The 24,435-nt window shown below is 60.5% G+C and carries 17 protein-coding genes and 1 tRNA gene; 13 read left to right on the plus strand and 5 right to left on the minus strand.

What is annotated here, in order from left to right; genetic code table 11:
• Positions 1–568 (plus strand): response regulator (locus GH737_RS03885; RefSeq protein WP_155263548.1); only part of this gene is annotated, 568 nt, incomplete at its 5' end.
• Between the two features lie 4 nt (positions 569–572).
• Positions 573–2,645 (plus strand): response regulator, encoded by a 2,073-nt coding sequence (locus GH737_RS03890; protein WP_155263549.1) that lies wholly within the window; start codon positions 573–575, stop codon positions 2,643–2,645.
• Positions 2,646–2,829: 184 nt separating this feature from the next.
• Here GH737_RS03890 and GH737_RS03895 read toward each other — a convergent pair whose 3' ends face one another.
• The 4 genes from GH737_RS03895 to GH737_RS03910 all read right to left on the minus strand — a co-directional run bounded on the left by GH737_RS03895 (position 2,830) and on the right by GH737_RS03910 (position 13,489).
• Positions 2,830–3,183: a rolling circle replication-associated protein gene (locus tag GH737_RS03895; protein ID WP_230558613.1), complete on the minus strand. Its 354-nt coding sequence runs from the start codon at positions 3,181–3,183 to the stop codon at positions 2,830–2,832.
• A 321-nt stretch (positions 3,184–3,504) separates the two neighbouring features.
• The gene (locus GH737_RS03900; RefSeq protein ID WP_196232968.1) at positions 3,505–8,724 is read right to left on the minus strand and encodes a sacsin N-terminal ATP-binding-like domain-containing protein; all 5,220 of its coding nucleotides are present in this window, start codon (positions 8,722–8,724) and stop codon (positions 3,505–3,507) included.
• Positions 8,725–8,795: 71 nt separating this feature from the next.
• On the minus strand, positions 8,796–11,378 hold the full coding sequence (locus tag GH737_RS03905) for a DEAD/DEAH box helicase (RefSeq protein WP_155263552.1): 2,583 nt from the start codon (positions 11,376–11,378) through the stop codon (positions 8,796–8,798).
• Positions 11,375–13,489 carry a site-specific DNA-methyltransferase gene (locus GH737_RS03910; RefSeq protein ID WP_155263553.1) on the minus strand — a complete coding sequence of 705 codons (2,115 nt, stop codon included), beginning with the start codon at positions 13,487–13,489 and terminating at the stop codon, positions 11,375–11,377. Before GH737_RS03910 ends, GH737_RS03905 begins: the two co-directional genes overlap by 4 nt.
• 402 nt (positions 13,490–13,891) lie before the next feature.
• Between GH737_RS03910 and GH737_RS03915 the strand changes: the two genes are divergently transcribed.
• The 9 genes from GH737_RS03915 to GH737_RS03950 all read left to right on the plus strand — a co-directional run bounded on the left by GH737_RS03915 (position 13,892) and on the right by GH737_RS03950 (position 23,163).
• Positions 13,892–14,470 (plus strand): bifunctional DNA primase/polymerase, encoded by a 579-nt coding sequence (locus GH737_RS03915; RefSeq protein WP_155263554.1) that lies wholly within the window; start codon positions 13,892–13,894, stop codon positions 14,468–14,470.
• Between the two features lie 207 nt (positions 14,471–14,677).
• Positions 14,678–16,900, plus strand: coding sequence for a bifunctional DNA primase/polymerase (locus GH737_RS03920; RefSeq protein ID WP_196232969.1), 2,223 nt, complete (start codon positions 14,678–14,680; stop codon positions 16,898–16,900).
• A gap of 286 nt (positions 16,901–17,186) precedes the next feature.
• A complete protein-coding gene (locus tag GH737_RS03925; RefSeq protein ID WP_155263556.1) occupies positions 17,187–17,501 on the plus strand; it encodes a hypothetical protein in 315 nt (104 codons plus the stop codon).
• Between the two features lie 51 nt (positions 17,502–17,552).
• Entirely contained in the window at positions 17,553–18,014 is a 462-nt protein-coding gene (locus GH737_RS15130) for a hypothetical protein (protein ID WP_196232970.1), read from the plus strand.
• Between the two features lie 76 nt (positions 18,015–18,090).
• A complete protein-coding gene (locus GH737_RS15710) occupies positions 18,091–18,267 on the plus strand; it encodes a helix-turn-helix domain-containing protein (protein ID WP_230558614.1) in 177 nt (58 codons plus the stop codon).
• A gap of 2 nt (positions 18,268–18,269) precedes the next feature.
• Positions 18,270–19,490: a tyrosine-type recombinase/integrase gene (locus GH737_RS03935; RefSeq protein ID WP_155263558.1), complete on the plus strand. Its 1,221-nt coding sequence runs from the start codon at positions 18,270–18,272 to the stop codon at positions 19,488–19,490.
• Between the two features lie 37 nt (positions 19,491–19,527).
• Positions 19,528–19,968 (plus strand): MerR family transcriptional regulator, encoded by a 441-nt coding sequence (locus tag GH737_RS16070; protein WP_420853416.1) that lies wholly within the window; start codon positions 19,528–19,530, stop codon positions 19,966–19,968.
• Complete coding sequence (locus GH737_RS03945) at positions 19,965–22,418, plus strand: N-6 DNA methylase (protein ID WP_155263560.1); 2,454 nt, start codon at positions 19,965–19,967, stop codon at positions 22,416–22,418. Before GH737_RS16070 ends, GH737_RS03945 begins: the two co-directional genes overlap by 4 nt.
• Complete coding sequence (locus tag GH737_RS03950; protein ID WP_196232971.1) at positions 22,396–23,163, plus strand: hypothetical protein; 768 nt, start codon at positions 22,396–22,398, stop codon at positions 23,161–23,163. Before GH737_RS03945 ends, GH737_RS03950 begins: the two co-directional genes overlap by 23 nt.
• Before the next feature lie 197 nt (positions 23,164–23,360).
• Here GH737_RS03950 and GH737_RS03955 read toward each other — a convergent pair.
• Positions 23,361–23,451 (minus strand) — tRNA-Ser (locus GH737_RS03955).
• A 116-nt stretch (positions 23,452–23,567) separates the two neighbouring features.
• On the opposite strand from GH737_RS03955, the gene GH737_RS03960 reads away from it, so the two are divergent.
• Together GH737_RS03960 and GH737_RS03965 are read left to right on the plus strand one after the other, a co-directional pair.
• Positions 23,568–23,978, plus strand: coding sequence for a metallopeptidase family protein (locus tag GH737_RS03960; RefSeq protein ID WP_155263562.1), 411 nt, complete (start codon positions 23,568–23,570; stop codon positions 23,976–23,978).
• Positions 23,975–24,435: ABC transporter ATP-binding protein (locus GH737_RS03965; RefSeq protein ID WP_196232972.1), on the plus strand; the 461-nt coding region annotated here is incomplete at its 3' end. The genes GH737_RS03960 and GH737_RS03965, both read left to right, overlap by 4 nt.

Consider the following 24,435-nt stretch of genomic DNA (forward strand, 5'->3'; position numbering starts at 1 on the left):
CCGCGAACTCGCGACCTGCGATCCGGCTTATTACGGTCACGAGCAGGCACTGTTCCTCGACCTGTTCGAGGCGGGCCTCGTCTACCGCAAGGCCAAGGCCGCGGAAGGCGCGCCGCCTGCAGCGCGCCGCGTCCCCGAGCTTGCCGGCGCGAAAGTGCTCATCGTCGACGACGACATCCGCAACATCTTCTCGCTCACCAGCGTTCTGGAGAGCCACGATGTGGAAGTTCTCCACGCAGAGAGGGGGAAAGACGGGATTCTGATCCTCGAGCAAACGCCGGACATCGATGTCGCGCTGATCGACATCATGATGCCAGACATGGACGGCTATGAAACCATGCATCAGGTCCGCGAGCGGGCCGCACTTGCCGCCGTGCCGCTGATCGCGGTGACCGCCAAGGCGATGAAGGGCGACCGTCAGAAGTGCCTTGATGCGGGCGCGTCCGACTATATCGCCAAGCCGGTCGACATCGAGCTGTTGCTCGCCCTGCTGCGCGTGTGGGTGGCGCGGTCGCGCGAAGCCGCGGCGGCGCACGCGCCGCCGGTTCCGCTGGAGGCAGCGGAGTAGGCCGATGAACGGCCCGGCAGGAGAATTCCCGGCCGCCCTCGCGCCGGACCAGGAGGCAGCCAAGCCGATCGAGGCCGAGCGCGCGCGCGTGCTCCTCGTCGACGACGACGAGCGCAACCTCCTGGCGGTCGCCACCGTGCTCGAGGACCTCGGGGAAGTGGTGTCGGCGCGCTCGGGCGAAGAGGCGCTGCGTCACCTGCTCAAGGGCGAGTTCGCCGTCATCCTGCTAGATGTCTACATGCCCGGGATGGATGGGTACGAGGCGGCCCAGATCATCCGCGGCCGCGAACAGACCAAGGGAATCCCGATCCTCTTCCTGTCCGCCGTCAACAAGGAGGCGGAGCACCAGTTGCGCGGCTATTCGATGGGCGCGGTCGATTATGTGTTCAAGCCGGTCGACCCGGTCATCCTGCGCTCCAAGGTCGCGGTGTTCGTCGACCTGTTCGAAAAGTCCCGGGAGATCGAGCGCAAGGCAAGGCAGGAGCAGGCGCTGCTCGACGCCAACCTGCGCGCCAATGCCGAGCGACTGCGTGCCGAACAGGAGCTGCGCCGGGCCGAGCAGCGGCAGGCGGCGATCATCCAGTCGCTGCCGATGGTGCTCTATCTCGAGCCCTATGACGCGCATCCGCGCCTCCCCAACTACGTGAGCGGCGACCTCGAGGCGATCACCGGTTTCCGCTACGACGAGATCGCCGAGAGTCCCACGATCTGGGCCGACCGGCTTCACCCCGACGACCGCAACCGCGTGCTTGCCGCGATCGAGGCACGGCGGAAGACCGGACGCTCCTCGATCGAGTATCGCTGGCAATGCGCCGACGGCAGCTACAAGCATTTCCTCGACCAGGCCGTGCTGCTCAGGGACGCGGACCGGCGCCCGGTGGAATTCGCCGGGACGCTGACCGACATCAGCGAGCAACGATCGCTCGAGAGCCAATTGATCCAGGCCCAGAAGATGGATGCGATCGGCAAGCTGACGGGCGGGATCGCGCACGATTTCAACAACCTGCTCGCCGCCGTGATCGGCGGCCTCACGCTCATCGAGAAGCGCGCCGAACTCGGCGACGAGCAGCGCCGGATCCTGACGATGACCAAGCGCGCCGCGGAGCAAGGCAGCGAGCTGGTCAGGCGGCTGCTCGCCTTCGCCCGGCGCCAGAAGCTCGAGCCGCATGCCGTCGAGATCGCGTCCCTGCGCGAGGCGGTTTCCGACCTCCTGATCCACACGCTCGGCGGGCTGGTGACCATCGAGTGGCGCGTGGCAGAGGATGTGTGGAGCGCCTTTGCCGATCAGGCCCAGCTCGAGCTCGCGCTTCTGAACCTGATCATCAACGGCCGCGACGCCATGCCCGGCGGAGGCACGCTGACGATCGCGGCCGACAACCGGCAGGTGTCGGACGAGGTGCTGCCTGGTCTCGCCGCCGGCGAATACGTCCGGCTCGCGGTGACCGACGAGGGCACCGGAATTTCGCCCGAAGACCTCGACAAGGTGATGGAGCCGTTCTTCACGACCAAGGATGTCGGGAAAGGCAGCGGGCTGGGGCTCAGCATGGTCTATGGCTTTGCCAAACAATCCGGCGGCGCGTTCCGGCTGGCGAGCGAGCTTGGGCATGGGACCAACGCGGAGCTGTGGCTTCCGCGGGCTCCGGCCCACGCGCGGTCTCCAAAGGTGGAAGCCGGGACGGATGGTCCGCGGCCGCTGTCCCGCAAGTTGCGCGTGCTGCTGGTCGACGACCATGCCGAGGTCCGCTGCACCACGGCGGCAGTTCTCGAGGACCTCGGGCACAGCGTCGTCGAGGCGGCGAGCGGCGCCGAGGCGATCGAGGCGCTGAAGAGCGGCGACTGCGATTACGACCTGATGATCAGCGACTATGCGATGCCGCATCTTTCCGGCACCGATTTCCTGCGGAAGGCGCGGGAGCTGTGCCACGACGTCCCCGCCCTCATCATCACCGGCTATGCCGATGCCGAAGCGATCAAGGACCGGCCCGAAGGCATCGAAGTGATGCTCAAACCCTTCACGCCGCACAAGCTGGAGGCCGCGATCGCGCGGGCGTGCGCCAGCCATGCCGAAGAAGGTTGAGCAAAGCTTCTCCCGAACGGTCGACTATGGAAGCGGTTCGACCGCAAATTACTGCGGTTCTTCCAACCTGCGGCAAAGAATGGCGGAGCGGGAGGACTCCTAACGTTGCGGCTAAGCAGTTCGGGACACGAGGTTTTAGCGACTATGTATGGGCTGACCCTAAATTTAGCCCCAAAGTCGCGTTCTAGCTGAGGGTGAGTTTGAGCTGCCGCGGACGGTCGGTCTGACGGAACTGTCGTTCCGGGCGATAGTCCGTGGACGCGCACAACCGCGTATCGTGCTGCAATGCAAGCGATTTCGCGACATAGGCAATTGCTCTGTAAGGAAGGTCCCCATCGGCGGTCAGCCGAAGCAGCCTAAATTTGGTGAAACCCAGGCCCCATGCCTCCTCGAAATCCCTTTTTCGTGCCGGGTGATCGGGATCGGTTTCATGGAGTAGGCAATGCATGTGCGGCCTGCCCGCCTGATCCTCCTCGAAGGTCACAAGGTACTTGAATGAAGCGCCGGCACGCCTCAACCGCTTCCAATATTTTTGCACTTCATAGAGTGCGGCCCGCCGAAGAAAGACTGTCCGCTCATGGGGTGCCAACTGCTCCCAGTCTCTCTTTGCTGTGACACAAGAGGTTACCGCAACCGCTGACAACGTTTCCTGCACCTCAGGTCGGAAGGTGCAGGTCCCCACCCACGAGCGACAACCCTTCGACGAGGCGATCCGAATTTGGTTAGCCGCGGCGGCTGACCAATATCGCCGGGCCGCTCTAAGGCATGGTGGACACCTGCGACAACGAACCAAGCGGGAGCACCCGCCCTGTCGGATCGGAATTGGGCTCGCGCAGTCAGTATTCACGCCAGGCACCCATTATTCGGTCTGGAATTTCAATCGAGTTGAACCCGAACCGATGGTCTTAAATAGGTGTCTCCCCTTGTCGCTCAGAGGGTTCGGAAGCTCCATGACACGCCAACGCGAGGGATCGAAGACAAACGGAACATACAAGATTCGATATCGATGCTTGCCATCGCTCGCGAGACTGGCTGCAACGCGCATCTCGTTCTGCGTCCATTCAAACTCAAAACTGTCATCAAGACTCGACTTCACTTCATATTTCCAGCTCCCCTCAACTAGATTGACTTCAAAATCATAGCCGAGGGAATCATCGCCGTTGCCTCGCAAGAGCCCGAGGCGGCGGTTTCCGGAAACCCAGCATTCGTCGTTGAAGAGCTGCTTATGCTTGTCAGCCAGATACCGTGCGGCGAGCAATTCACTCGCGAATCCCATTGCCGCTTTAATGTCTTCGGAAAGACGTTCAACGCGACCCTTCTTGCCACCCTTTCCGCCACGGGACCGATCACCTGATTTCCCGTCGGCTTGAAGCATCAGTTTTGGACGTCTCTTGGATCGCTTCAGCCAAGCATCGTCGCCAAGGCTGGCTTGGGCAAGGTCCATGAATTGGGCGGCAAAATGGGGAGATGCAGTGTCGAGATCCTCACCTGCGAAGATGATCGTTCTACGTTTGCGCGACGCTTCTTCTTCTTTTTCTCGCGCTCGTTGTCGGGCGCCGTCGAGGTCTTCTGGGTCGAGCCCAAGTGCACTGAGCTCCAAGCATAGCGGCATGCCAGCAGGCCAAAGATTCGCACGGTTAAGGACTGAGATTTCTCCTCCTTCGGCAATGAGTGCAAAATCAAAAAGGCCCTGCTGATCGACGCGCTTCAAAAGCTCGGCCGTTCCCTCGACCCATGCTCCGGAAGCAACGTTGTGCACATGGCACCATGCTGCAACTATTTCAGCTGCTCCGTCGCAATAATCCTTGAGCTGCCGCTGGCTTCGCTTGGCCGTCTCGGCAAGAGCTGGGATCTTGATGTCGAGGTCCGGGCCAAGGCGCGTTTCCAGCTCCAGATCGATTAGATCGGCAACATCCTTTCGGCTGACGGTTTCAAGGCCCAGTGCCCATTCGTCCGGAAAGATCACGAAATCGAGTGTCCGAAGGTTCACATATTCTTCTACGGATTCGCCGTCCTCGAAGGATTTCCAGAAATGACGCCTCAAGCGGTCGACGGCCGTTGGCTTCAGGTCGCTTTTCCATACATCGAACAATCGCCGGAGTTCGGCCTCATTCGACAGTGGAGCAGCGCCAAGCTGAACGAGAACCTCATTCAACAATCGAAATTCGAGGCCGAGGCGCTTCCGCATCTCATTAAGATCCGAAGCAGCATTTGCGATCGCCAACAGTTCGTCCGCAGGCAGAGGTATTTCCGTGTTCTGAGCCAAAGCAGCTTGAATCGCCTCTTGGCCATGGATCTCCGCAAGGCGGGCCTCGAAGTCCTTAGCGACCTCCACGCCAGAATAATAAGCAACCACTGGCACCAACCGCGCAACAAGCTGACGGTTGTCACCCTGCCGTTCTGCTAGGAAATCACGGACCGTTTCGATCTTGCATCCCAAGGCTTTTGCGAAGGCTTGATCCGTCGGCCGTTCGAACGGGTCGTGCGGAGAGCTCCACAAGGCGAGCTTTACAAGCAGAGTCTCGAATGATCGGAACCGGCCGTCCAGCAACTGTTGAAGAGTGGCAGCGCCTTCTGCCAAGGTTTCAACATCCAAAGCTCGGCCGTCACCGATGATCAACGTTGGAAGGTTCGGGTCACGGTAGCCATAGAATTGAAGTGCATCGCCGCTTTCTGACCCACTGATCGCAAGCCTGACATCGCGAGCAAATCGCAGTCTGACCTTCGCCAGTTTTTCTGTTATTACGCCGCTTGGGATTGCGTCTTCAAAGGTGCGACGACCCCCCACCTCCTTAGCCAGTATTGCTGCGTCAACCAGCCACTCGAGCTCGCCCGAGGCTAGCAATGGGTCCTCGTAGGACGGTGCGAATGGTGCTCCGTCTACGATAACCTGGACGCCGCCATGGTCGATCGGACGTGCATCATAGCGTCCCGTATCTGCTAACAGTGCAACGGCCTTATCGACCTGCTCTTCATGCTCCAATTCTAAGATTGGCAGGTTCGCCGACGAAGCAGCTCGAGCCTCGGCGGACTGCAAATTGCCGGATAAATAGACGACGACCATCTCATCGTCGACCGCCGCACGGCGTTCATAGGCACCACCGATTTGGACCGCGATGTCGAAGTTACGAGGTAGCGCAGTGGGGGATTCAAGCAGCTGAGTCCAAGCCGCGAGGTACGATCTTCGAAATTCAGCGCGATTGGAGGTTTCCAGTTGGTCCGCCACGGCAGCCAGTTGAGCGAGTCTCGCCAAGGACTCAGCAGGGGCCGCCCAATCGCGAAGCCCAATCGACCGGCCATACATGCGGTCCCGAAGACGGTCATTCTCGGCGATGAAATCGGAAAGTCGGTCAGGTAACCGAGGCACGAATTTCGGCGGGCGCTGGCGTCGTCCTTGCATCGACCAAAGTCGACCGGGACGTTCGAAACAGGAGTCTTCGCTATCGACCGGCAACCACTTGGCTGTTCTTAGGAAAGCTGCCGCTGGCGTGGGCAATTGCCGTTCATTTATGTTCTGCGACCATCGATCGTAACGACCCAACTTCCAGTACCGCCAACTTGCATCGGGCTGTGCCAGGAGAGCAAGGATGAGTTCGCAAAGCCGATGTCTGGCTTCGATCGGCAACTGTTCGTGCTCTACTTGGCCCGGAAGGCGCCAGAGCTCGCCACGACGCTGATAGTCGGTGTACGGATTCGGCAGGTCAACGGCGTAAGCCATCTCCGTCCATTGCTGGGTTCTACCCGTCTTCGAATTGACGTTAAGCCGGAAGAAGTTCCACAGGTTTGCAGGGCTGCCCTCCTTTGGAGCTCCGGTGTCAGCCAAGAGCGGAAGGCCGTCACGGACGCCCAAGAGCCTTAGGAAACTGATCCAATCTTTCCGCTTGTCTTCCTCTTGAGGCGCCCACGGCGGAAAGTCCGGCAAGAGCAGTCCGGCCGCCTCCGTACAGTCCGGCGAAAAAGGCGCAGCCTCCGCGAGGTAGACGGCAAGTTTCTGACCTTCAGAAGTCCAGCGTGCGGAAAATCGCAGGTGAGAGGCCGGCTTCCATCCGGACTGGGATTCAACACGGATATCGGCCTTTGCTAACGCGGGCTCGGCTCGCGTGCCTTCGCTCCGCCAAACGTCGAAAGCCCAGCGAAGCACATCTTCTCGTCTGCCTGGAGCGGGCTTGTCGCCGAAGAGCGAATGTACGTTCTCGAGAATCTCGAGTGGATCGTAGCGCCGAACTAGACCAGCCGCGACAAAGTCATCAACAAGCTTAGTTGGAAACTCCACCGCATCATCTACGAACGCGAATTTCCTGCTGATGCTAGAGGGCGGTAAGGCCACTCGATCACGGCCAGTCCGTCTGCCCCGAGCGGCATCTCGGAGAAACAACGGCTTGCTGCCTTGACCCTGCTCCGCAGCGGCGTGGAGCTCGCCATCACGACCAATGAAGAACTGGCGGCCTTGGAGCTGCTTGAGGCCACTTACAGTGCCAATGCACTCCTGAACTTCCTGGTAAAACGTGGACCAAGTTTTGGGGCTCGCCTTGTCGGAATGCAGGGACGCTGCGACCAACTCTGTCCACTCAGCTAACCTTGAATCATCAGGCGCGGACGCAACACCGGCAGCCGAGATAAGTGCAGAAAGTCTTTCAAGTCGAGTTAGTCCAAGTTTAGGATCGGCTATGTCCCCCACGCCTGCTTTCACTAGGCGACGTACTCTCAGAAGCCGGAGCCCTTCTTCCTCCCATATCCAGCTATTGAAAATCGTCGACCATCTGTCGCCTCCACCTGCAGCGGGGACAACTTCGACCGACTCCCATTCTTGACCTAGTGCGTCCCAGGCAAGCGATAGTCGGTCAGTGTCGTCGGGATCCCAAGCTGCCAAATCGAAGATAGCTGCGCGGCCGATCTTATCCGCTAAGGGTCTAAGCTCTAACGCCGCCGTCGCTGCGCATTTCGCAACCGCATCGAGCAAGAAGGCATTGAGTGGAAGGGCGTAATCGGCTTCCTTTCGATTTATGCTCGCGTAGAAGGGCGCATCAATATGTCCGAGCATCGGCGAGGGCCGATCGAGCGACATCGGCAGGAAGTTGTAGGCCACCCCTTCGTGCGCCTGTGATGAACTGAGAGGAATTCCGACAGCCACGAACGGCGTGCCCTGCCACTTCCTCCATCTGGCCAGTTGCGGCTCCTGATCAACGCTGTCTTCCACCGCAGCTAAGAGCGGCTCGCGATCTACGGCCGATTTGACCACCAGGTATCTGCCAGCGCCAGGTTCTAGCGTGACGATTTCATACGTGCTCGCTGATGCGGGGAGCAGCCGCTCAACCGGTCTGCGCCTGAGCGTCTTTCTCTTGGTCTGGCCGCTACGTTCGATCTCGATGACGATTTTAGACAGCCGATCAAGAAACAAGAGAAGCGGCGCTCTCGAATTTATGAGCGCATCGATTTGCTCTTCGGCTGCGCTGATTGCTTGAGCCCGACGAAGAGGAACATGCACGCAAGTTGCAAATCCCTGGGCGGCGAAGGACCGGATGACCGCCTCCTGGCGTTCAATCGGTGTCGAAGCCAGATAACGAGGAAGTGTTTCCGCGACCGCGGCCGCAATCTCTGGAGTGGTGATCGACGCGGCACGCTGGAGAATTTCATTCTGTCGGGCGAAGCGGAAGCAGAAACCATCAAACCGCTCAGCTTTTCGGGCTATGGCTTGCGAATAGATCCGCGGATCGTCAGTTAACGTTTCAACGCTTCGAAAGCCCAACCCCTTGTTGCCGATGCCCTCGCCAACTGTCTTGCTTGAAACCGCAATGTTGCGCAGAGCTTGGACGTTCGCCCATTCGAAACCTCGACCTCCGTTGGCCACATACAGGTCTCCACGGTCCGGGGTTTCGACGACAAGCCTGACAAGAATTTGGCCTTCGCTGCCTTCCTCGTGTGCGTCATGGGCATTCTGGATGAGCTCGTAGAGGACGCGTTCACCATATTCCCCGCCAATAACTTCACTGAGGTTCTTCAGGCTTTCATACGCCTGGCTGCCCTTCGCAGTGGCTGTGGCCGCGAGTTCTAGCTCGGCTTGGAACGCAGCATCCAACATTTCCGCCGGTTTCGCCGATGACGCGGAGAATGCCCCGGAGACGGCAGCTATATCGGATCGGCCAATTTCCATCACGGATAGGGGCCGGCACTACTTCCCCGATACAATTCAGCTGCGTTCAGGGCCGACGCTACGGTTTCGCGCGTGTTCGGGTCGGTTAGGTCAAGCAGTCGCAGTTGATCGCCGACTTTCGCGATCGATTCGATCCGCCGATATGTGTTGGGGTGCTTTTCCGCATACCGCGCAAGTGCCTTCAGTTTCGGTAACGCATCGCTCAGGTGCGTGCCATGTGGGTCCACAATATCCGCGGCGATGGAGCCGTCAGGCAGCTGCGCGAAGAACAAGAAATCTGGCCGCAAGAGCCGGTACGAGCCACCGACATCGAAGGCGATCGCCAGGGACTCCTGGCTGGAACGGGCGGGGTTGCGATACCAGCCGACGAAACCCTCGCGCGCCATCTCGCTCTCGAGAACGTCGCGTTCCCAGCTGCTTCCGAACTCGATTGGGAATTTGCCGGACTCATCGCAGAGAAGGTGGCCCTCGAACGTGGCTATCGGAGTTTCTGTGCCATCGGGGGAGCGGACGGTGGTTGGTTCGAGCCAGGATCTCGGCCGCGCCAGGTCAATGTCCTGAGGCTGGGAGCTCATCCGACGGATTTCGCGGTACTGGTCCTGCCGCTCGTCAGATAACGACTTGATCTCGACGCGATACTTCTCGAACCACTGCTTCGTTAACTTGTCCGCTTCCGCCTCAAGGTACTTCCTGACCTCGGGTACAAGCCCCAACGCCGCAATGGCGACGTGTGCGTTGATTAGCCGCTCTTCCTCGTCGAGCTGGTCATCCTTGCTGGCCAGATAATCGGCGTAAGTTCTCGCCACGTCCGCGCTGAACTCGCGCGCTGCCCTGCGGTAGGCTTCTTCGATCACGACGTAATCGGCTGTCTCGACGAAGTGTTCGAAGGTCGCCTCTCCGGACCGAAGGTCTGCTCTGAGCGCGAGGCCCTCGACCGCCAGAACGGACTTCCGGGCTGTGGCGACCTCCTCGGCATATCGAGCCTGTGCCGCATCCAGCACCTTGTGCATCTCGGCATGGGCCTTCTTGCCTGCATCAGCCAGCAGCCCGTCGACGGCGAGTTCGTGCGCGAGCGCAGTCAGACGCTTGATTGGCTTCGCCACACGCTGCGGCGGCGATTGTGAAGGCAATGATAGGAACTTGTCCCAGATCTTCTCCGACACCGCAGGGTTCGGAAGCATTTCGCGCGGATTGATGAGAACCCGGCGACCAGGCAGCTTCTCTTCGCTGTCGCCACCGCCGCGCATCAGCGTATCAGCGACCTTCTTGACCGCTTTTTCGTCGAAGAAGGGGAGAAGGCAGTCGACTGAATTGAGCCGATCATTCCCAGGAACGCGCCTCGCCAGGGGCGTCCGCACCATACGCCCTAGCAACTGCGTGATGTGCGTTGGGTCCTGCGCCGGCCGGAACGACACCATGACCTCAGCGCGCGGACAATCCCACCCCGTGCTGATCGCGTCCTTTGCGATGAGCACCCGAACCCAAGTTTCATCCTGGACTCGTTCGGGCGAGATATAAGGCACTTCGTGCCGCCCGAAGGTCTGGCTCGTGTGCTCACCAAAAACATGCGCAATTGAGCCAGCTGGAAGATCGGACCACCGCTCAACGACCGTGTCGATCGCGCGCCCGATGTCGTTGTGATCCGGCGTGTTCCGAACCTGCAGGACCAGCAGGGGGAGCACAGGCTCTGGATCACTTTCCTGAGTCGCGTATTGCGCCCAGGCAACACTGCTTTCGATGATCTTGTCCGTAGCCCGCCGGACGAGAACCGTGTCGAAATGCCCTTCCTCGTCCGGCACGTCGAGGACGATCGTGTCTTTGAGCAAGCCCGACTCCTGAACCTTTTCAGGGTCGACGACGACGTTGGGCAGTGTGCTGCGTCCTTCTGCCCCCGCCATCGCTTTATTGAACCGGTCAACCGTAGCCGAGATGCCCCAAACGATGGGGATAGGTGGCACGGCGCCCTTGCCGTTGATCAGCCGTTTTACGATCGTCGCCTTGTCTTGCGACGACCCGCTGCCCCCCATGCCGCGATGCGCCTCGTCCAGCACCAGGTACAACGTCAGCCGATCGTCATCGATTGTGTTCTGAATGGTGTCCCAGATCGTTTGGGGCCGAAGGTCGGGGCGCATTTCCGGGAACACCTCGGAGCTCTCGTCCGCAGCCTCATCTCCCCGGACCAGCAGGCTCTTCTTTCCCAGCTTCTGCGTGTTCAGGAAGTAAATCTTGCCTGCCTGGAATTTGTCTCGGCTGAAAGTGCTGCCCACGACAACGAGATCGCTCGGGTTGAGCCGGTCCGATGCCTCGCTGAGGCGAAAGCGGGTCTGTTCGTTGAGCGAGGGATCATCGCTGAACCAGATCACGACAGCCCCTGGATCTGGATCGAACTCAAGGTCCTCATTGCCGTGGAACAAAGCTTCGAAGGCAGCCGCGGCAATCACCGTTTTACCCGCGCCCGTCACGGCAGTCAGGGAAAAGGCGTGCCTGTCCTTGTCCTCGTGCCAGCGACGTCGAGCCTTACGGAGCCTATCGAGCACGTCCGCAAGCGCGTCTTCCTGGTAGTCTTTGAGTGTGAACTTCATTCGTCGCCTCCGCTCAGGAAGCGGAAGTTCGACACGTAGGACTCGTACAGACGTACCGCCTCGACGTGCTCAGGCAGGCGTCGCACCACAGATTGGAACCGCCTCTCATCGTCAGTGACGATATATGCGATCCGCAAATGGTCAGCGTTCGCAACGGCTTGGCAGAATGATCGAGCTTCATCGAGGTCGGTGAGCAGCCCGTAACTGTCTGCCACGCGCCAGCCCTCTTCAGGCAGACTGTCGATCCGCTCGCCCTGGCTGCCTGCACGCATCCAGAGCAGCGGCGCAACTCGTCCGAATGCGAGGTTGTGCGAAACAGCTACCGGGGTTTCGTAGGTGAGCGTGAAGAACTCGGCATTTTCCTCGAACCCGTCGGACATCGCGAACTGATCGGCGAACCTATAGTCGCCCCCAATCAGCCCGCCCTGCGGAGTCTTGCCGGTAATTGCAGCTGCAATTCGCGGCTTCGTAATGTGGTCGCAGATCCCCCATTGTTCCCAATCGCCATCGCCCGCGCGAAGGCCCTGCTCGCGAAGCTTCTTATGCTCGTCTGCGCCGACTTCGTTATTAGTCACAGAAATTGATTGCCGATGACCTCCGTCCTGCTTGTTTAACCGCATCACGGCATGGGCAGTCGTTCCAGACCCGGCGAAGAAGTCGAGGACGATCGCGTCCGGTTTTGTTTTGACAAAGAATCGGAGCGCGTCTTCGACAGCGTACAAGCTCTTTGGGAATGGAAAACGGCGGTCCGGAAGGAGCTTTTTTAGAAGATTGGTCCCTCCTTCGGCCGCATTGTGCGAAGCCATATTCCACACAGTGAGAGGCTTCATGCCTTTCGCGTCTTCGTGCACCCAGCGAGTCACTGGCCCTGGCACGCGAGTAATACGTCCCTCACGCGCGGCCCGGACGTATCCATCGGTGAGGTAATAAACCCGCACCGGTTGCGGGGCATTGGGGCGCAGCTGGCCGAACTTGACGAAGTCATTTTCGACATACTCCGCCAGCCGATCGTGGCTCAGGGCCCAAGACATTTCCGTTCCATTAGTGGCCGTGGGGAACACGGGCAGAGTGCCTGCCGGAGCAACAACTGAGGATCGGCTTGCATTTGCTGCGAGGGGGGTTCCGATAGAGTGCAGCGATCCGTCGAGGTTGAAGAAGATCGGATAAAATAAGTTGGGCCGGGCGGTGCGTCGACCATTCGCGCCATTTCTCGTTAGTCGCCCCCACTCGACCTCATCTCCAACGTTTGTCCGTCGGTGATGCAGCATGTCCGTTTCCTGCGGCACTGGCATCGCCGAGCCAAACTGAACAAAGAAGATGAATTCATCGCACCTTGAGAACTCGCCAGTTCGCGCCGAGCCCTTTTGGCTGATGACGCTACTGATCTTTTGAATCCGAGCATCGGGGAAGGTCTGCTCTAGGAGCAATCCAAGACGGAGATATTCCTTCTCGTCGATAGTGACGATCAACACCGAGTCAGCAGGGTTTAACAGCTCGCGAGCCAACTTCAGCCGCCGCTCTATGAAGGCTAGCCACTTACTGTGGCGATAGAGGTCGTCTGCCTCGACGTAGTCGTTATTGTATTTCCAGTCGCGCGCGCCGCTATTGTAGGGCGGATCGATGTAGATCGCGTCGACCTTGCCGGCATGGGTGTAGGTCAGCGCCCTTAGCGCGTGATAGTTCTCGCCGTTGATCACCGTGTGGAAAGGCTTCTCGCCGCCCCGTTCGACCTTTCCGGTACTGACCAGCCCCGGATAGATGAAATCCCGGAACTCGGCCACGACCACGAGATCATCGATTGGGACGTGCCTGGTCTCGGCCTGGTCGGACGCAAGCAGCTCAAGCTCTGCGGTTGTGTCACCACCGATGTCGCGGACGAGCCAGAGCCGCTGGTCGCCGGATTTTGTCGATCCCCGCTCCGGCAGGACCCGGACCTTGTCCCCTCTTCGGACAGGTCGTTGAGGCAGTTCGACTGCCTCGGGGCGATGCCGCTCGAAGTTCAGGCCAAAGGCGCGCCTGGACGACAGTGCCGCAAACTCGCGTTCCAGATCCTCGCCAAGCTGGCGGTCCTTCGCCTTGGCCTGACTGATAAGCTCCGTCAGACGCGACATGGTGAAAGCCCGTCAATGCAACGCTGGAACGCCATACCCCCCGCTCTTCGGCACAGCATCAATGGCGGTCGCTACTGCCTCTGGCAAGGCGTTCCGGAATCTGAAAATTTGAATTACGGGCTGTGTGGCATGGTCAGTGGGAGAAGAGCCCCATACCCCTGATTATAAGCGTGGTACCCTCCCACCGGGCGGTGAACGGCCTAGGAGCTGGCGCTTCCCGTCATTCGAAGCGTTTTGAACTCGACAGACAATAATCGCCGACGGCCTCTCGCTAGTCCCGTCGGGATAATCGAACACGAAGCCTAGGCTCGATGTCTGGAGCGGGTTCCCGGTCGGGCTCGGCGCGTGCATCTCGCGCGGGCCCGCGCTCGTGCGGGCGCTATTGTAAAAGGAGTTCTTAAGTTGAACTTAGACGACTACCTGCCACCCGCTCCGCGACAACCTCAGAACCGTTTCTGGTGGCCCATGCAGATATTCGACGACAGCGTAATCCCGTTGGTGCCGTACTCGGACGAGCGCCTTGACACCGACTTCGAACTACACTGCCTGTACGATTGCGGCGCCATCAAGGATGCTGACGTCGAGCACTGGGACCGCTCCGACTTCAACGTCGGGCTACTCTGTGGTTCGGTGAGTGGCGTTACCGTGCTTGAGGTGACGTCGCGCTCGGCGCAGCACTGGTTGGACGAGCAGGATCTTCCATGCACGCCTCAGTGGCTCTGTCGCCGCTCGCGTTGCTACCTGTTCTGTGGGCCCGAGCTCGCGCAGCCGATCACCGAGCTCCGACGCGGTGTCCGCCTGCTCAGCACGGGTGCGCACGTAACTCTCCCGGGTTCAATCTATGATGACGGCCGCCTCGTCTACTGGGAGGCATCGCCTGACGACTTCGAGATACAGGACCTACCTTCCTGGCTCATCCCACCTGAAGCTCTTCTAGCTAATCCCCCGACGGTCGTTGCCGCTTGCGATCGCGCCAACTAGCCGACTGAGCGAACTCACTGGGTCGCGCTTATATATAGGTCCGACCCAGGGAGCTCCGGGCCGAAATTTCGGCGCTGGGGCCGGCCCTCTAAATCGACACCTAAGCCTAGTTTCGACGCGCGAAAGACCTTTCGCGGCGCAGCGTGGTCCATCAACTGGGCAACGGCTCAATCGGGCCGATCAACAAGAAAAACGAAAGAGAAGATCTTGAACATCGAACACGAACTCAACCCCACGCGCTTCCGCGACGCATCAGCGGCCGGGCTGCGTGTGTTCCCCGTAAAGCCAAGCGAGAAGACCCCGGCGATCGCTTGGAAGCAGTTCCAGGACCGCGCTCCTACCCAAGACGAGCTTGAGATCTGGGACGGCGGCAATTGCGGAATAGGCATCGTCTGCGGCGCCCCGAGCGGGATTGTCGTTCTCGACGTCGACAGCCCCGAAGCGCAGGAAGTGGTCGACGCCCTGGATCTGCCCATCACGCCGACAGTGCAGACGGCACGCGGGCTCCACTACTATTTCCGCCGCCCCGCATACGAAATCCGCAACAGCGTTCGCCTCGGTGGCGCCAAGCTGGATTTGCGCGGAGACGGCGGCTACGTCGTCGGGCCCGGTTCGATCCACCCGAGCGGGGTTCGCTACGAGTGGATTGTCTCGCCCGCCGAAGTTCCGTTCGCGGAGCTTCCGGCATCACTCCTTAACCTGTTGGAGACGAAGAGCGAGCGCATCGCAGATGTGGGTGCGGTGTCGGAACAGCCGCTTGCATTGACTGGGGGGAAGTTCGATCGCTTCCTCAAGCGCGAGCTCGCTTTCGCTCGCAAGGAACTTTCCGCGGCCACCGAGGGCGAGCGCAACGACACGCTGTTCCGCGTTGCGGCGCGACTAGCCGCGGACGTAGCGGCAGCTGATTGCGAATGGCCGCAGTTCGCCGATGCACTGAAGGTCACGGCGCTCAACATCGGACTTGAGGCACAGGAGACGGCGCGCACGCTCGAGAGCGCCTGGAAGGCCGGTTCATCTTCGCCCTCGGAGTTAATTGCCATCGCTCGCGAGTGGGTCTTCCTGAGCAAGCCGAACGCCTTCTATCATCCCGAGAGCGGCCAGCACCTGGATGTGGCGGCGTTCAACAACACGTTCGCGCATGTCGTGAAGGGCAAGGTCGCGACGGTCTTGCTCAAGCTTGAGCTCGTCACCTGCGTCTTCGACATCGTCTATCGCCCCGACGATCCGCAAGGCTTCCTCCAGCAGCACGGCTTGGATTGGCTGAACACCTTCCGCCCTTCGGACATCGTTCCTGAGACGGGAGACTGGAGCCGCTTCGAGGACTTCGTCTCCTATCTCGTGCCCAACGCGGAAGAACGCGACCACCTGCTCAAGATGATCGCCTGGACGGTTCGCAACCCGGGCCAGAAGCTGCGCCACGCGCTTCTTCTGCGCAGCGAACACCAAGGGGTCGGCAAGTCCATGCTGACCGAGATCTGGTCGGAGCTTCTCGGCCGCCACAACGTTCGCAAGACCACGACCGAAGAGGTCTCCAGCCAGTTCCAGGGGTTCATCAAGCAGACGCTGCTCGTCGTGCTGGAAGAGCTCAACTGGGGCGTTGGGCCGATGGGCTACAACCGCTTGAAGGATCTCATCACCGCAGATGTAGTGCCGGTAAACGAGAAATATATGCCGGTCCGCCACTGGCCGAACCTTGCGACCTTCGTCATCCTGACGAACCTCAAGACCCCGCTCATCATCGAGGACGCGGATCGCCGCATCTTCTTCATCGACAGCCCCGCTGTCCCACGTGACGAAGGCTACTACACGTCGTTCGCCGCGTGGTGGCAGTCGAACTTGGGCGTGATCCGCGCCTATCTCGAGACCGTCGATCTGGAGGGCTTCAAGCCATACGCCCATCCTCCGATGACGGACGCAAAGCGCGCGCTGATTGCGGACGGCCGCGAGGATCTGGTCAAGGATTTGGCGCTGGCGATCGACGAGCGTTGGGGCGTGTTCAACCGCGACGTCGTCACGCTTGCGGAAGTGGAAGCGCAGCTCGGCAGCTCCATGCGCGGGAAGTCGAAGGCGAAGCTTGCGGACGCTCTTAAGGCGTTCGGCGCGATCTCCTTCTCTCAGCAGCGCGTGCCCGGCCGCTGGAGCGGCGAGTTCTTCAGCTTGATCCCGACGCGCGCAAGCCTTTGGGCCGTTCGCAATGCAGCGTACTGGGAGGCCGCTGGCCCTGTCGCGCGTGGCGAGGAATACGCCCGCGGCGAGGGGATGTTCGCGTGCTGGCATGGTCTGCCGATCTGCATTTGCCACATCAGCGAGTGGCCCGCGTACCTCCCGACGCCAGTGATGGTTCGCCCTGAACAGCCGCTCACTCCGGTCGAGGTTCTCCACCTCTTGGCAAGCGAAGCCGCTCGCGTGTCTAAGCGTCTGACTGTCTAGGCTCGATCCAAGAACCCACTCGCTTTGCATAGCCGGCGGGTGGGTTCTTCTGTCTCTATCTTTTCTCTTCTCTACTTCAGAGAAGGTAGACAGCTAGACAATTAGACAATCGGCACCCCAGCAATTGCCAAGCCGCCCCAAAATGACACTTTTTCGTGCATAGCTAGGTTTCGATGTTCGGTCGGCCTTGACCCCGGAGTCCGCGTGACTCATAGCCCAGACGAGCCGAGCGGGACGGCAATCCCACCCGGCTCTGACCAACAACCGATCATAGGAGGATCGAGTCGTGGCTGACACCACCCATACTGCCCGCGCACGTGCGTGGAAGATTTCAATTCAGAAGCTCAACAAGCTGAACCTGAAGCTGGACCAGTGTCAGCCGCAGGATCGTGAGGCGCTCGAGCGAGCCATTGCCGACCAGGAGGAAGACGTCCTGGACACGCCGGCACCATCATTCAGCGCCCTACTGGCCAAGTTGGAGTTGCTGTTCGAGGGCCAACTCGAAGGGCTCGACGCAGAAGCTGAGCATCGCCGCCTCGTGATCGAAGACCTGAGCGACCTGATCGAGGAAACGCGCGAACTCATCGGCGAGCGCGCCTGACATCAATGGTAACGCCCACGTGGGCGCCACTCCTTCATCACTGGAGACCTTATGATCCCCGATTATTTGAGGGACGAAATCGTCCTGCGCGTGACGTCGTCGCGCCTACATCGCACCAAGCTTAAGGCTATCTGCCGTGCCTTGGAGATCGACCTTGATGCCGCGCTCGATCCAGGGCCGAGGGTCAAGGAGGTAGCGAGGCAGCTGCCTTCCCGTGCACCGCTCTACACGGGCGCCATCCCGTTCGCGCTCGAGATGCGCTGCGGCAATAACTGCCGCACTATGCCGGCACGTGTGATCTATGCCTCTGAGGGGCTGAACTCGCTCGGCGAAATCCAGGAGACGACCAGCACTTGCCAGATTCTCGGCTGGGATCCCGATGAGGCCGCGCCGTCATGGGAGTCGATGCCGGAGAGCGCCCTCCCCAATGCGCTGGTCCGCCGCCTTTGCGAAGCAGTCCTTGACGCAGTGGCCGAGGAGCAGCGTCGCGTGGAAACGAACAACGAAACCTAGGCTCGGTAGCCGGAGGCTATCGACGGCCCCAACCTTCGCCTTCATTTGGAGAGCTCACGAAACACAGGAGAACAACGTGAGCGAGAAGATTGCGTACACTATAAACGAGGCGGCCGCCGCATCCGGGCTCGGCCGGACTACCATCTACGAGCTGATCAAGCAGGGCGAGCTCCCGCGCGTGAAGGTGGGTGCGCGCACCCTGATCCGTCACCGCGATCTTGCTGCGATGCTCGAGCGCAAGCTCGCGGCATAATCGTGGCGCGCGCGATTAACCGACTCAGCGCCAGGACCGTCCAGACGCTGCGACAGCCAGGGCGCCATGCCGACGGCAATGGTCTCTACTTGGTGGTCCGTGAAGGGGGCGCGAAATCCTGGTGTCTGATCATTAATATCAATGGGAAGCGCCGAGAGCTGGGTCTTGGCCCCGTCTCGGCCGTCACCCTGGCAGACGCCCGAGTAAAGCGAGACGAGGCATTGCGCCTCCGCCAAGAGGGCCTCGACCCGCAGGAAGTGTGGGGACGCGCGAGCAAGGATGCTGCCGCCCAGACGTTTGGCCCAGTCGCCCTTGAGTTTATCAGCAGCCAAGAGAGCGGTTGGAAGAACGAGAAGCACCGCAAGCAGTGGCGCTCAACGCTTGAGACCTACGCGGCCCCGATCTGGGATAAGCCAATCGCTGAGGTCGACGAGAACGACATTCTAGCGATCCTGAAACCCATTTGGATGACGAGGCCCGAGACGGCTCGTCGTGTTCGAGCGCGCATTGAGCGAGTTCTGAACGCGGCCAAGTGGCGCAAGCTTCGCGCCGGAGAGAACCCTGCCCAGTGGCGAGGAGGTCTGGAGCACTGGCTCCCCGCGCAGAAGTCAGACGTCAAGCACCATGATGCAATGCCTTACGATAATGTGTCGGAGTTCTATTCGCGCCTGACCAAGCTTCAGGCGACGTCAGCCGATGCGCTTCGCTTCACCATTCTTACGGCAGCCCGCACGGGCGAAACGCTTGGTGCGACTTGGAAGGAGTTCGATCTGGAGAATGCCCTTTGGATAATTCCTGGAAGTCGCATGAAGGAGGGCAAGGAGCACCGCGTGCCCCTAAGCTCAGCTGCTCTGGCGCTGTTGGAGGGACTCGAAGGAGAGAGAAAGCCCGACGACTACCTGTTCCCTGGCAGCAAGCCCGGAAAGCCGCTTTCCAATATGGCGATGTTGATGCTCCTTCGCCGAATGAACATCGACAGCGTTACGGTGCACGGTTTCCGCTCGGCCTTCCGTGATTGGGCCGGCGACACCCAGCTACAGTTCCCCCGCGAGATTGTAGAGCAGGCGCTCTCCCACGCAGTCGGCAGCGAGGTCGAGCGCGCCTACCGTCGCGGCGACGCGTTAGAGAAGCGCCGCGAGCTGATCAACGTATGGGCGAATTACGTCACCGCACCGACACCAGCTGCGGGCCACCGCCCAGACAACGCGAGGAAGGAATTGTAATTCATAACGGGTATGTTACCCCTCATGAATGCAACTGATGCAAGCATCTGATGCCGCCCGTCTAGCCGGTGTTACGGGACACCAGCTGCGGGAGTGGTGTGCACGAAGAGATATCCTGTCACCTGATGTGCCTGGCGCTGGCCGCGGACGCCATGCGCTGTATTCGTGGCAGACCGTATTGGCCGTGCGCCTGCTTAACGAATTGCATCACCGTTTTGGGCTCGAAGTGGGGGCCTGGCGAGGTGCGATCCGCGAATTTCGAACACTCGTTGACGGCCGGCCCTTTCCAATTCTGTGGCGCGCGTTCGCTCAGTTTCCAGATTGCAATCACGCGCTTCTGACAGCTTCCCCCTCCGCGGACGTCGACGCAATGTTGACGGTCTCACTTGCACGGCATCTTCGGGTAATTGCACATGATTTTGCGCTTCCGCCTGAGGCGCAACTGCCTCTCTTTCCTGCGGTTGGAGTAGGTCGATGATCAATGCCAATGCGCTCCAGTGGGCTCAATACTTTGGACTAGCCACCGCGCCGTTATTTGAAAGCGAGTCTGCGCCATCTGTGGGCGAGCACACGCTGCTGCTTGATGGCATGCATGGCACCTTTGCTATGTCTGAAGTCGAAGATGAGCTGTGGCGAAGGACTGATCCTGCGAATTGGATCTGGTCGAGCGATGTACCGCACCACATCACCGTGACGAAAGACAAGGTGGCAGTGCTCCGCTGGGATCGCCCCAGTGAGGCGCGTGTGTTCGAGCGCCAAGGGATCGAGCGCAGCCTCGACCGCTTCTACGGTTTTCTGACTGAGGATCGGGTTCGTTCCAACCGGAGCGTCGTTGAGCATCTGCTCAGCTTTTTTCGACGTCTTCGCTCACTCGCTCATGCCAGTGGCCTGCCCGATTTTCGTGCAACTGATGTTTTCACCGCTGCTCTTGCGACATTGCTCACTGGGAGTTCCCCGGCCTCGCCCGAAGAGTTTGGCTTGGCCGAAGACGCGGCCGACCTCTTAGCGCGACTCGACAAGCGAGGCTTCCAAGCTGCGCTCGATGAGGTTGGCCAGGGGGCTGGAACCTTGTCGTGGCTGCGCCTGCACCCCGGCTTGGCTATCCGTCACGCGGGCGGGCAGCTGTTTCAGGAGGCGCACTTTGAACTGCTTCGAGGAGCTACCGATTTCGACTTGTTCGGACTCGTCGGGGGTTCCGACGTCGCCCCGGCAAATCGGGGCGGGACGCACTTCACTCCTGCAACGTTAGCACGAAGCCTGATCGAGCGAGCCATAGCAAACTTGTCGGCGCCACTTGCTGGGCGTGACGAGCTGGTGATTTGCGATCCGGCGTGCGGGTCGGGTGCTTTTCTTCACGAGGCGCTGCGCGCTCTCCGACGAACAGAGTTTGAAGGGCGTCTCCGACTGATCGGCTTCGACATTTCGCCTGCGGCAATTTCAATGGCGCGCTTCTCGGTCGGGTCGTCGGTCCGCGACTGGCAACCCAAAGGGGGTGTCGTCGTCGAACTGTCCGTCGCTGACACGTTAACCGAAGATCTTCCAGCCGCAGACATTATTGTCATGAACCCGCCTTTTATCGGGTTCGCGGCTCAAACTGCGCTCCAGCGCCAGCAACTGGTCGAGGCGATCGGCACGGCGACAGCAGCTCGTGGCGATCTGAGCATGGCGTTCATCGTCAGGGCATTGAAGTCGTTAAGGCCGGGTGGCGCACTGGGCACACTGTTTCCTGCGAGCCTCCTCTCACTTAAGGCGGCGTCCGCGTGGCGCGAGCGCCTGCTCGATCTCTCTGATCTACGGTTCCTTGCCTCTATCGGGGATTTTGGCCTCTTCTCGCATGCTATGGTCCAAGTCGCAGCGGCCGTTTTCACAAAAAGTCATGCCTCTGCGGGAGACGTCCTCGCGTTGATCACAGAAAACGACCCGCAGGCGACAAGTGACGCTCTCCGGCAGTTACGCCGCCAAAGCGAAACCGCCGCCGTAGCGACCATCGTGGAGGATACCTGGAGTTTGTTTCCTGTCGCCGCCCACACGCTGCGGGAGCGCCCAACTTGGCGGCTGCCGACGCCGAGCGCAGAGCGCGTGCTTCGCGCGATTTCCCAAGCGGGACTTCCAAGCGTCGCGGAACTGTTTGATATTTCACAAGGCATTCAAACGGGGTTGAATGATGCCTTATTGCTGACCTCCGAGGAGGTTGGGGCGCTTCCGACGAAAGAACGTCGCTTTTTCCGCCGGGCGACCATGACCGATTCAATCCAGCAGGGTCGCATTGTTAAGCCTTACTGGCTCTTCTTCCCACATGCCCCCGAAGGCCCACTCTTCGATAGCGAGGAGGCTGTAAAGCGAGCGGTTCCCCAATACTTTGCGAAATATTTGGAACCCTACAGACAGCGACTTATATCGCGCGCCTCCATTGTTCGGTCGCGGAGATCTGATTGGTGGGGGTTGATGCACCCTCGCGAATGGAGCGTGCACGAACGACCCCGCATCATCACCAAATTCTTCGGCGCCGAAGGAGCCTTCGTTGGCGATTTTAACTGCACCTATTTGGCGGTGATGGGTCACGTTTGGATGCTCAAACCGCGCTCCGCTACTAGTGCGCGCTCGAACGAAGACCCGAACGAGCTGCTGAATGAAACGGAGTTGCTGGCCGCATATGTGGCGCTGTGTAATTCACCTCCGTTCGTGAAACTGCTCGGTCTTTACTCGCCGAACGTCGCCGGCGGGCAGTTTGATTTGAGTGCGCGCCACGTCGGGCCAGTTCCAGTGCCAGATCTTCAGCTCATGTCGCTTGCGCCAGATACAGGTCGCGCGGTGACGGAACTTGCGGAGCTCGGACGCGAAGTGCGGCTGTCCTCGTCAGAGTGGGAACGTCGCGCGCATGAGGTAACGTCTTACCTCTATGGTGGTGTCGACTTTGCCGCCATCTGAGCTGGAGCGGCACCGCCTCCGCGCAACTAAAGCCGTTCTCGACCAACGTTGGCGGCGGCTCGGTGATGTGCTCACGCGCACCATGACGTCAACTGCACATCGCATCGCAATTGATGCCGACTATCAGACAAGCGGAGTTTGGACTGGCTTGCGAGGACCGGAAGTTGAACGGATTGAGCGCAACCGAGGTTCGGCAAGCGTCGTTCGCCTCGTGCAACTGCCGGAAAATCTTTCGGCGTGGCTGGGATACCAGGAGATATGGGATCTCGAGACTGGGCGATCACCGTTTGCGTTTCGCCAGGCAAGTCTAACGGTGCATGTGGGCGAGGTGGGTGATCCTGTGAAGCCTCAACTGCTTCGCTTGGAGTGGCCCGGATTGCGGGATTGGGATCGTAGCGGCGTCGGCTTCCAAAGTCCGGGCGCAGGTCACCCCCACTGGCAGTTTGACATACTGGAAAGCTTAGCAACGCTAAGCCAGCGCGCTGAATTTGACCCTGATTGGGATCACGAAATAGAGGATTTCGATGCCTTGGTCGCGGAGCCGACATTGGCTGATAAACTCGCGCGGCTGACCGTCGAGCGAATGCATTTGGCAAGTGCGGCGCCGTGGTGGATAGCGCAGCAGGGGCCATATGGAGCTCCGCATTTGCATGCCCCTGCAACTCAGGATGAGCTTACTCGGTGGTTTACCGGCTCAGTGGCTTACGTGGCTCAGGAGCTGTCGCGCTGCGCGCTGCGCCGCTAACGAAGCAGTGCGGAAGGTTTGAAAGAGACCGACGACACAGGCCAACAGGTCGGCCGGTCCGCCGCAACCCCAAAAGCAACCCCAAAGCGGCACGTGAATTGGGACGATCACGGCCGAACTGCTACGAACGGCTCAGACACAATTTCCTCTAAGATCAAAGGTTTGATGAACACCCCCGAGCAGCGTCGGACGGGTGATGGCGGAGCGGGAGGGATTCGAACCCTCGATACGGTTTTGCCGTATACTCACTTTCCAGGCGAGCGCCTTCGACCACTCGGCCACCGCTCCGCCGCACCCTGACGGGTGCATTACCAAACCAAAGCCTGGAAGGGCGCCCATCTAGGGGCCAAGCGCCGGGCGGGCAAGGTTGCCGGGCGTAACGGCGGTGCCTAGGTCAAGCGCTGATGACACCGTCAGAACGCCTTGCCGGTCGAAGACCAACCGAAGAGGAGATCGCAGCGATCGCGCGGCGGACGCTCGACCGGCTGCCCTCCCCTTTCGCCGAGAGCCTCGGCGACGTCGTGCTGCTGGTCGAGCCGGTCGCCGATATCGAAACCGCGCGCAGTGTCGGCCTCGATCACCCGATGCACCTCAGCGGCCTGTACCAGGGCATCCCGCTCAACCATCGAAGCGTCGAGCAGTCTGGCACGCTGCCCGACAAGATCACGCTCTACAGCCGCCCGATCCTCGCCGAATGGCGCTCGACGCCGGTCAGCTTCGACGAGCTCGTCGCGCATATCGTGATCCACGAGGTCGGCCATCATTTCGGCTTTTCCGACGACGACATGCACGCGCTCGAGGACGAGGCGGAGTGACCGGCCTGTTGCGGATCGATCAGGTCGCGCTGCGCCGCGGCGGGCGCCTGCTGTTCGAAGGACTCGACCTCGCGCTTGGCGACGGCGACGCAGTGCAGGTGATGGGGCCGAACGGCAGCGGCAAGTCGAGTCTGATTCGCCTCGCCGCCGGCCTGCTCCGCGCCGAACGAGGCGACGTACGGCGGCGCCCGTTAGCGCTCGCCGACGACAAGCTCGCGCTCGACCGCGAGCTGCCGCTGGGCAGAGCACTCGCTTTCTGGGACGTTGCGGCCGCCGAGGCGATGGAGGCGATCGGCATCGGGCACCTCGCCAAAGTCCCCGTGCGGCTGCTCTCGTCGGGGCAGGCGAAGCGGGCGACACTCGCGCGGGTCGCCGCCTCCGGGGCGCCGCTGTGGCTGCTCGACGAACCGCTGAACGCGCTCGATTCCGACGGCGCGGAGCGGTTGGCGGCGATCAT

It is taken from the genome of Sphingomonas segetis (assembly GCF_009720245.1).
Taxonomy (GTDB): domain Bacteria; phylum Pseudomonadota; class Alphaproteobacteria; order Sphingomonadales; family Sphingomonadaceae; genus Sphingomicrobium; species Sphingomicrobium segetis.

What these genes read in the sequence shown, in the direction of transcription:
- GH737_RS03890 (WP_155263549.1), top strand. Translation starts at nt 573, where the DNA reads ATGAACGGCCCGGCAGGAGAATTCCCGGCCGCCCTCGCGCCGGACCAG.
- GH737_RS03900 (WP_196232968.1), bottom strand. Translation starts at nt 8,724, where the DNA reads ATGTTGGATGCTGCGTTCCAAGCCGAGCTAGAACTCGCGGCCACAGCC.
- GH737_RS03905 (WP_155263552.1), bottom strand. Translation starts at nt 11,378, where the DNA reads ATGAAGTTCACACTCAAAGACTACCAGGAAGACGCGCTTGCGGACGTG.
- GH737_RS03910 (WP_155263553.1), bottom strand. Translation starts at nt 13,489, where the DNA reads ATGTCGCGTCTGACGGAGCTTATCAGTCAGGCCAAGGCGAAGGACCGC.
- GH737_RS15130 (WP_196232970.1), top strand. Translation starts at nt 17,553, where the DNA reads ATGATCCCCGATTATTTGAGGGACGAAATCGTCCTGCGCGTGACGTCG.
- GH737_RS16070 (WP_420853416.1), top strand. Translation starts at nt 19,528, where the DNA reads ATGCAAGCATCTGATGCCGCCCGTCTAGCCGGTGTTACGGGACACCAG.
- GH737_RS03945 (WP_155263560.1), top strand. Translation starts at nt 19,965, where the DNA reads ATGATCAATGCCAATGCGCTCCAGTGGGCTCAATACTTTGGACTAGCC.
- GH737_RS03960 (WP_155263562.1), top strand. Translation starts at nt 23,568, where the DNA reads ATGACACCGTCAGAACGCCTTGCCGGTCGAAGACCAACCGAAGAGGAG.